Origin of the sequence: Microbispora sp. NPDC049125 (assembly GCF_040802045.1) — a bacterium.
Lineage (GTDB): Bacteria > Actinomycetota > Actinomycetes > Streptosporangiales > Streptosporangiaceae > Microbispora.
Genome location: NZ_JBEZDW010000017.1, coordinates 139,016 through 147,495, shown reverse-complemented (window position 1 = coordinate 147,495; position 8,480 = coordinate 139,016). Strand labels below are relative to the sequence as shown.

The window sequence follows — 8,480 nt, the reverse complement described above, 5'->3', positions numbered from 1 at the left end:
CCCTTGCTCACGGCGTGGTTGACGATCTGGTCGGCCGAGCCGAAGGTGAACTGGCCGCGGGTGTTCTCGGTGGAGGTCCACTTCATCTCGTTCTCGGCGGTGACCGCGTTGAACTCCCGGTCCCAGGTCGCCACGTAGGTCGAGTCGCTCATGTGCCCTGCCGCGATCGCGGCGCCGAAGTACCGGCCCGACTGCGCCGCGGCCGCGCCGAGCGTGCCGGCCGCGCCTGACGCGGCGGTCTGGAGTGTCAGGGTGACGCCCGCCCCCAGGACGGCGGCGGCCGCCACAGCCGACAACCGGCGCAGGCGACGCGGGGCCGGGCGGCCCGGGGGGAATGACGTGGTGTTCTGTGACATGGGATTTCCTTCTGTGTGACCTGGGGTGAGAAGGGGAAGCGGGGGCATGCCGACGGCCGCGCGCCCGGAGGGCCCGGTGGCCCGTGTCCGTGGCTCAGCGGGTGGAGTGGGTCCGTGTCAGCGGGCCGGGCCGCCACGGCAGGGTGCCGTGGCCGCCACTGGCGGACGGGTCCATGCCGGTGCGCGTGGATGCGCGGGCGGATCGGCGCACGGCGATCTCCTTGTGGATCTGCGGTCATCGGTGACGCGGCCGCACGCGGCGGCCGGGAGGGCGCGGGCGGGCCTTGGCGATCGCCGCAAGGGGATCTCCGGCGGCCCGTTCCCAAGAGGCTCGCGATCGAGCCGGAACCCCCGGCTGTTAGCGCTAACACGGTGCCTGCTCGTACGCCCTCTCTCCATTGGCCGAATGCATGGATACGGTGTCGCGAAGTACAACCGAGGGGCTATTTCGCGTCAACCGCGGCCATCCGGCGCCGCCGAGATCATCGCCTGGCGGGGCGCTCTACCTGGTGGGACGGCGGCGCGGTACACACGGCCAGGGGCGGCGGAGGTGAATATTTCAGGACGGTTACCGGATCGACGCCGGACCTTTCCACGGCGCGCGGTGCCCGCGATCCTGGCCGGAGGCCGCATGCCGTTCCACCCCGGCAGGCCGGTACGGCGGCCATCGCCGCCGGCCCCGCCAACCCTCCGGCCGGGCTCCTCGGCGAGGGCCGGCCTGCACGGGCGGCGGCTTTCTGACGCCCTTCAAGGCGCGGGGCTCCTCTGCCGGCTGGGATGTTCCCCGTTATGGGGTGACGGCCGCCTGGTCGAGGGCCACGGCCTGACGGATGTAGTCGCGCACCGCTTCGCGGTCGAGGTCGTCCAGCTTGCGGATCTTGATGTGTCTCGTGGTCTTTCCCACGCCGTCCAGCAGGCCGTGGGCGTCGTCGAATTCGGCGCCGCGGGCGAAGGCGAGGGTGAGGTGGGTCTTGCTGTGGCTGATGATCGCCAGGATCTTGTCGCCCTTCCACGCGGGGGATCCGCGGCTGATCACCTCGGATGCGCCCGGTGCGGTCTCGCTCATGAGATCACGCAGAGCGCGGGCGATGCTCTGATGCTCCGGGAGGAGGCGGGTGCGCACGAACTCGTCGACCTCGTCGCTCTGCATGGGGAGCCTTCCTGCTCGCTGGGGGAGCCCCGGCGACGCCGGGGGCCGGGGCGGCGCGGGCCGCCGGCGCATCCCATCCTGAGGGACGGGCGCCGCCCTCGGCGACGAGGTTTTCCGCATGCCGGTATTCCCCCGGGTCCACTGACAGAAGGTGTCAGGCGGTCGTGGTTAGCGTCGCGCCATGGAAAACAACTTCGACTTCTTCGTCGGCAACTGGACCTCCCGGCAGCGGCGGCTGCGCAAGGTGCTCGCCGGCAGCGACGACTGGTACGAGTTCCCCGGCTCCACCAGATGCTGGAGCGTCCTGGACGGCGCCGGCAACATCGACGAGGTCACGTTCCCGACGCAGGGCTTCAGCGGCGTGACGCTGCGGCTGTACGACAAGGCGGCCGACGAGTGGTCGCTGTACTGGGCGGGCAGCAAGACCGGCATATCGCTGCCGCCGGTGGTCGGCCGTTTCGGTGGCGACGGGCGCGGCGTGTTCACCTGCGACGACGTGTACGACGGCGTGCCGATCAAGGTCGGCTACATCTGGTCGGACATCACCGCGCAGTCCTGTCACTGGGAGCAGCGGTTCTCCGCCGACGGCGGTGAGACCTGGGAGACGAACTGGACCGCCGACTTCACCCGCGCGCCCTGATCGCCCCTGATCGGAGGCGATACGGGCTCAGGGGGTGAGGACGTCCCCCTGGCGGGCGACCTCGACCTCCTTGGCCAGCACGTCCAGCACGTCGTCCGTACGGCCGGGGGCGTGGTGGGTGAGGACGAGGCGGCGGGCGCCGCAGCGGGCGGCGAAGGCCGTGGCGTCGGCGACCGTCGCGTGGCCGTACGCGTCGGCGAGGGCCTGCTCGCCGGGCAGGAACTGCCCGTCGTGCAGCAGCAGGTCCACGCCCGACGCCAGCTCCTCCGCGGCGGCGCACGCGACCTGCGGCGAGTGGTCGGGCAGGTAGGCGATCGACACGCCGTCGCGCTCGACCCGGATGCCGTGGGTGGTGCCGCCCTTGTGCGGGATCGCGGCCACGGTGACGGTGAATCCCTCGATCACCCCGGAGGCGGACGGCAGGAACCGCCAGGCGCCGCCGAGGCCGTCCGGGGTGATCGGGAAGTAGGGCGGCGACATGACCCCCGTCAACGTCTCCAGGGGGCGCGGCGAGGGCAGGTAGAGGTCGACCCGGGAGTCCGGGACGTCGAGCGACGGGCAGAACGGCAGGCCCTGCATGTGGTCCCAGTGCAGGTGAGTCAGCATAATCGAGCCGCGGAACGGCGCCCCTCTCAGCAGCGGCCCGAGCCCCCGCAGCCCGGTGCCCCCGTCGAGGACCAGCGAGGGCACGCCGGAGTCGCCGGGCAGCACGGCGACGCAGCTGGTGTGGCCGCCGTACCGCACGAACTCGGGCCCCGGCGCCGGGGTCGAGCCGCGGACGCCGAGCAACGCGAGTCTCACGTGAGCTGGTCCTCTCGGTGGTGCCCTTCGGCCAGCCTGGCCAGGGCGGCGGTGTCCACCAGGTCGGCGGCGGCCTCGGCCACCTTGATGGGCGTGATCGCGGTCAGCGTCGCCGTGCGCAGGCCGCCTTCCAGCACCGCCCGCTCGCCGAGGATCGCGCCGGGGCCGATCTCGGGCAGCGCCCGGCCGTCCACGTCCACGCCCACGACGCCGTCGAGCAGCAGGAACAGTGAGGACCCCGGATCGCCCTGCCGCATGAGGTGCGAGCCGGCGGCCATCGAGCGGATCACGGGCTTGCGCCCTCCGCGCATGATCAGGGTGGACAGCTCACGCTCCAGCGCGGTCTCGGCCGCGGTGACGAGCACGGGGGAGTCCTCGTCGCCCCACGGAGTGCGCTCCGGACCCTGCTGCGCGGCCCACGACGTGAAGTCGGTGAGGCCGGCCTTCAGCGACAGCCGGCCGTCCTGGCCGTAGACCCAGTGCCGGGGGAACGGGCTGGCGCCCCGCAACGCCGCCTCGGCCCGGCCGTCGGCGTGCAGCGTCAGCGCGAGCGTCGTCCACACCAGCGGGGACTGCAGGCGCAGGTACGGGGGCCGCGCGACCCGGCGGGGGAACGGCAGCGCCGTGCGCCCTCCGGCGGTCTGGGTGAACCTGATCCACCCGTCGCCCACCTCGGGCTCCGGCCGCAGGTCCGGAAGGCTGTACGCGGTGAACGTCACGCCCAGCGGGCCCACGCGGACGGTCGTGGCGCCCATCACGAGGCCGCCTTCGCAGCCGTGGCCGGTCAGCCGGTCGCCGTCGAACTCGGCCCACGCGCTGAGCCGGTTGGCGAACCGGAAGCCGTCGGAGTCGCGTAACTCGTCCAGGTCGCCTATCACGTCGGGCGGGGGATCGTCGTAGTGCGCGAGGCCCATCGTGAAGGCGGGCCTGGTGTAGCCCTTGACGGCCTCGGAGGGGATCCAGGACAGGGATGTGATCGTCGATTCGAGTCGCATACCCCCGACCGTAGAAACCACGCGGGGGCCGTACGAGGGCGCCAGCCTGCGAGCCTCCGGGGGTGCCAGCACCCCCCTTCCGTCGTCCTGGCACCCTTTCTGGGCCCCCTTGATCCGGGATCTAATTCACCTCGTGGAACGCATCACCGTGGTGCTCGCGGACGACAATCTGATCGTCCGCGAAGGCGTGCGCGCCCTGCTCGGCCGCGACGCCGCGCTGGACGTCGTCGGGCTGGCCGCCGACTACGACGAGCTGGTGGCCTGCGCCGTGCGGCTGCGCCCGCAGGTCCTCGTCACCGACATCAGGATGCCGCCGACCTACCAGGACGAGGGCATCGAGGCGGCGCGCGAGGTGCGCAAGCGCCTGCCCGGCACCGGTGTCGTGGTGCTCAGCCAGTACGACGACCCCGAGTACGCGATCCGGCTGCTCGACGAGGGCGCGGCCGGCTACGCCTACCTGCTGAAGGACCGGGTCGCCGACGCCGGCATGCTCGGCAGGGCGATCCGCGAGGTCGCCACGGGCGGCTCGCTCATCGACCCGGCCATCGTGCAGGAGCTGCTCGCGCCCGCACGGGACGAGGGCCAGCTGTCACCCGGCGAGGAGGACCTGCTGCGCCAGGTCGCCGGGGGCCGCACGGTGAAGGCCATCGCCGCCTCGCGCGGGGAGCCGCCGGAGTCGGTGAACGCCGCGATCGAGCAGCTCTTCCTCGGGCTGGCCAGGGACGCCAGCGCGGGACGGCAGGGCGCGCTGCGCCGCCTGCGGATGCTGCACACCGCGATCCTGCGCCGCGAGGAGCAGGGAGAGACGCTGTCGCGCCTGCTGCCGAGCGGGCTCGCCGACAAGCTGATGCGCGACCGCGACGCCGTCGACCGCACCGAGCGGCTCGTCGTGACCGTCCTCATGTCCGACGTGCGGGGATACTCCGGCATCGCGGAGGCCACCGACCCGGCCGTGCTCGCGGGCCAGCTCAACGCCCACCGCCGGGTGATGAACGCCGCCATCCTCACCGCGGGCGGCACGGTCATGCAGTACGTCGGGGACGCCGTGATGGCCGTCTTCGGCGCGCCCGACCCGGCCTCCGACCACGCGGCGAAGGCCGTGCACGCGGCCTGCGACATGCACGTGCGGCAGCGCCTCCTGGACGCCGAATGGGCCACGCAGGGGCTGGCCCCCTTCGGTCTCGGCATCGGCCTGTCCACCGGGGAAGTAGCGGCGGCCCTACTCGGAAGCGATGAACGGGTGGAGTACACCCTCGTCGGAGACACCGTGAATCTCGCGCAGCGCATGCAGGACCTGGCCCGGCCCGCAGGGACCGTCGCCGCCGCCACCACTGTCCGCGCCGCGGGCGGGGAGTGGGCCTGGCGCCCGCTCGGCCCGCGCCGCGTCAAGGGCCGTGCCACCCCCGTGACCGCTTATCACCTAGAGGTGACCTGATATGAGCACCACAGAAGTGACCACCACGTTCGCCGTGCAGCTCAGAGGGGTGAGGCGCACGTTCGCCGCGGAGCTCGCCCCGGTCCGGGCGCTCCGGGGAGTGGACCTCGACGTACGCCGGGGGGAGTTCGTCGCCGTCATGGGGCCGTCCGGTTGCGGCAAGTCGACGCTGCTCAACGTGATCGCCGGGCTCGACACGGTGGACGAGGGCTCGGCGGAGGTCGCGGGGGAGCGGGTCGACGGCAGGGACGAGGACTGGCTGGCCCGGTTCCGGCGCCACCACATCGGCTTCGTGTTCCAGTTCTTCAACCTGCTCGATGGCGTGTCCGCGCTCGACAACCTCGTCATGCCCGGCGTCCTCGGCGGCATGAAGCGGCGCGCCGCCGAGGCCCGCGCCCGCGACCTGCTCGACCTGCTCGGCCTGGGCGACCGTACGCACCAGGTGCCCGCGGTGCTGTCCGGCGGGCAGCGGCAGCGGCTCGCGATCGCCCGCGCGCTGGTCAACGAGCCCACCCTGCTGCTGGCCGACGAGCCGACCGGCGCGCTCGACAGCGAGGGCGGCCTGGAGGTGCTCGAGCTGTTCCGCAGGTTGCACGACGACGGGCAGACGATCATCATGGTCACCCACTCGCCGGACGTCGCCGCGGGCGCGGACCGTGCCGTGCGGATGCGGGACGGAAGGGTGGAGACGCCGTGACCGTGGTGCTGACCTGGCTCCGCCTCGATCTGCGGCGCCGATGGCGGTCCCTCGCGGTGCTCGCGCTGCTCGTGGCGTTCGCAGGCGGGACCGTGCTCACCGCCGTCGCGGGGGCCCGCAGAGGCGGCACGGCCGTCGACCGGCTGTACGCCGCGACGCTGCCCGCGACGATGGCTGTCCTGCCCAACCAGCCGGGATTCGACTGGAGCAAGGTCCGGGCGCTTCCCGAGGTCGCGGCGGTGACCACCTTCCCGGTGTCGGGATTCGGGGTCGAGGGCATCCCGCCCGGCGCCAACGTCTCTTCCTTCCCGCCGATCGACGACGAGAACCTGCGCACCATCGAGCGGCCGGTGGTCCTCGCGGGACGGCTCCCCGACCCGCGCCGGGCCGACGAGGTCGTGGTCAGCTCCCGGTTCCCCGCCGTGTACGGCAAGGGCGTCGGGGACCGGGTCGTCCTCACGCTCATGTCGCCGGAGCAGGCGGCGGGTGAGGACTTCGACCCCGCGACCGACGAGCCCCTGGGGCCGCGCGTCCCCGCGACGATCGTGGGGATCATCAGGTCCGCCTGGTACGCCGAGGACATCGGGCAGCCGCCGGGCCTGCTCGCCACGCCGGCCCTCTACAACGCCTATCCGGGGAACTTCCTCGACCCCAAGATCGGCTACATCAACGCCCTGGTCCGGCTGAAGAACGGCGCGGCCGACATCCCCGCGTTCCGCAAGGGCCTGGCGGCCGCCACCAAGCGCAACGACATCGAGATCTGGGACAACGCCGAGAAGTTCGGAGGGCCCGCGAGGCGGGTCGCGACGTTCGAAGCGATGTCTCTGCTCGCGTTCGGGCTTGCCGCGCTCGGCGCCGCGGTCGTCCTGATCGGCCAGTCGGTCGCCAGGTACACCGCGGCGGCCGTCGCCGACCTGCGCATGCTCCGCGCGGTGGGGCTGGCGCCCCGCCAGGCGCTCGCGGCGGCGGCGGCGGGACCGGTCCTGGCCGCCGTCGCCGGAAGCACGCTCGGCGTGGTGGCGGCGGCCGTCGGCTCGATCTGGATGCCCATCGGGGCGGCGGCGCTGCGCGAGCCCGCTCCCGGGCTCGACCTCGACTGGCTCGTGCTCGGCGCGGGCTGGGTCCTTACCCCGGCGATCGTGCTCGCGGGGTCGGCGGGCGCGGCCGCGCTCTTCCTGTCGAGCAGGGAGGGCCCGGGCCGCCGCTCCGCGGTCGCCCTGGTCGCGTCCCGGATGGGCCTGCCGGTGCCGATGGTGGTGGGGGCGCGGTTCGCGCTGGAGCCGGGCCGCGGGCACAGCGCCGTGCCGGTGCGGCCCGCGCTCATCGGAGCCGTCGCCGGTGTCCTCGGCGTGCTGGCCGCGTTCACCTTCTCCGCCGGCGTCAAGGACGCGGCCGGCAACCCGATCAGATTCGGGCGGACCCACCACATAGAGGCGTTCATCGGCATGAACGGTCAGGACTACGGGCCGGCGCTCCCGGCACTCGCCGCGGTGGCCCGCGACCCGGCCGTCCTGGCCGTCGACGACGGCGTCAGCGCGGTCGCCGAGTCGGGCGCGGTCTCCGTCACCACCTTCACGTACGCCCCTGTGGGCGGCCCGTCCTTCCCGGTGGTGCTCACTGAAGGCAGGCTCCCCGCGAAGCGGGACGAGATCGTGCTCGCGCCCTTCAGCGCCCGTGACCTGAAGGTGGGAGTCGGCGACGAGGTCCGGCTCAAGGGAGGCCCCGCACCGGTGCGGATGACCGTCACCGGGATCGGCTTCGTCCCTGAGGCCTCCCACAACTCCAAGACCGACGGCGGATGGATCACCCCGGAGGGCCACAAGCTCCTGTACGCGGGAGCGCACTACTCGTTCAAGTTCCACGGCGCCTACGTCGCCCTGCGGCCGGGCGCGGACGCCAATGCGGTCGCCGTCCGGCTGAACGCCGCCTCCAAGAAGGCCGGAGGGGAGCACATCGGGTTCGGCCCGGTGGCCCCTCTGACGGAGGTGCCGCAGATCCGCGACGTGGAGGAGCTGCCGACCCTGCTGGCCGCGTTCCTGGGGCTGCTGGCCGTGGGGGCGGTCGGGCACGCGCTCGCCACGGCCGTGCGGAGGCGGCGGCACGAGGTGGCCGTGCTCCGCGCGCTCGGCATGACCCGCCGGCAGGCCCGCTGGACCGTGGTCACCCAGGCCACCCTGGTCGCGGCCATCGGGCTGCTGTTCGGCGTGCCGCTCGGGGTGGCGATCGGACGCACACTGTGGCGGGTCGTGGCGGAGATGTTCCCGCTGTCGTACGTCGCGCCGCTCGCCGTCAGCGCCGTGCTGCTCGTGTGGCCGCTGACGCTGATCGTGGCCAACGCGCTGGCCGTCTGGCCGGGGTGGATGGCTGCGAGACTACGGGTCGGCCACGTGCTGCGGGCGGAGTGAC

8 protein-coding genes are annotated in these 8,480 nt (G+C 73.1%); 4 read left to right on the top strand and 4 right to left on the bottom strand.

What is annotated here, in order from left to right; translation table 11 throughout:
• The coding region (locus AB0B72_RS21390) for an endo-1,4-beta-xylanase (protein WP_367740613.1) at positions 1 to 356 on the bottom strand (356 nt) is incomplete at its 3' end.
• 787 nt (positions 357 to 1,143) lie between these two features.
• Positions 1,144 to 1,506, bottom strand: coding sequence for a DUF1801 domain-containing protein (locus AB0B72_RS21385; RefSeq protein ID WP_367740612.1), 363 nt, complete (start codon positions 1,504 to 1,506; stop codon positions 1,144 to 1,146).
• 181 nt (positions 1,507 to 1,687) lie between these two features.
• On the opposite strand from AB0B72_RS21385, the gene AB0B72_RS21380 reads away from it, so the two are divergent.
• The gene (locus tag AB0B72_RS21380) at positions 1,688 to 2,146 is read left to right on the top strand and encodes a hypothetical protein (RefSeq protein WP_367740611.1); all 459 of its coding nucleotides are present in this window, start codon (positions 1,688 to 1,690) and stop codon (positions 2,144 to 2,146) included.
• 27 nt (positions 2,147 to 2,173) lie between these two features.
• Here the strand turns inward: AB0B72_RS21380 and AB0B72_RS21375 are convergent, their stop codons facing one another.
• Both AB0B72_RS21375 and AB0B72_RS21370 read right to left on the bottom strand, forming a co-directional pair.
• Complete coding sequence (locus tag AB0B72_RS21375; protein ID WP_367740610.1) at positions 2,174 to 2,947, bottom strand: MBL fold metallo-hydrolase; 774 nt, start codon at positions 2,945 to 2,947, stop codon at positions 2,174 to 2,176.
• A complete protein-coding gene (locus tag AB0B72_RS21370) occupies positions 2,944 to 3,942 on the bottom strand; it encodes a cyclic nucleotide-binding domain-containing protein (RefSeq protein ID WP_367740609.1) in 999 nt (332 codons plus the stop codon). Before AB0B72_RS21370 ends, AB0B72_RS21375 begins: the two co-directional genes overlap by 4 nt.
• A 133-nt stretch (positions 3,943 to 4,075) precedes the next feature.
• Here AB0B72_RS21370 and AB0B72_RS21365 point away from each other — a divergent pair, with 133 nt between their 5' ends.
• From AB0B72_RS21365 to AB0B72_RS21355, 3 genes are read left to right on the top strand one after another with little or no spacing between them, the layout of a single operon-like run.
• A complete protein-coding gene (locus AB0B72_RS21365; protein ID WP_367740608.1) occupies positions 4,076 to 5,377 on the top strand; it encodes an adenylate/guanylate cyclase domain-containing protein in 1,302 nt (433 codons plus the stop codon).
• Position 5,378: 1 nt separating this feature from the next.
• Positions 5,379 to 6,074, top strand: a complete 696-nt coding sequence (locus AB0B72_RS21360) for an ABC transporter ATP-binding protein (RefSeq protein ID WP_367740607.1) — start codon at positions 5,379 to 5,381, stop codon at positions 6,072 to 6,074.
• A complete protein-coding gene (locus tag AB0B72_RS21355) occupies positions 6,071 to 8,479 on the top strand; it encodes an ABC transporter permease (RefSeq protein WP_367740606.1) in 2,409 nt (802 codons plus the stop codon). Before AB0B72_RS21360 ends, AB0B72_RS21355 begins: the two co-directional genes overlap by 4 nt.
• The last annotated feature ends 1 nt before the right edge of the window (position 8,480 follow it).

Excerpts from the sequence above, each read along its gene's own strand:
- AB0B72_RS21385 (WP_367740612.1), bottom strand. The coding sequence starts at position 1,506 with ATGCAGAGCGACGAGGTCGACGAGTTCGTGCGCACCCGCCTCCTCCCG.
- AB0B72_RS21380 (WP_367740611.1), top strand. The coding sequence starts at position 1,688 with ATGGAAAACAACTTCGACTTCTTCGTCGGCAACTGGACCTCCCGGCAG.
- AB0B72_RS21370 (WP_367740609.1), bottom strand. The coding sequence starts at position 3,942 with ATGCGACTCGAATCGACGATCACATCCCTGTCCTGGATCCCCTCCGAG.
- AB0B72_RS21360 (WP_367740607.1), top strand. The coding sequence starts at position 5,379 with ATGAGCACCACAGAAGTGACCACCACGTTCGCCGTGCAGCTCAGAGGG.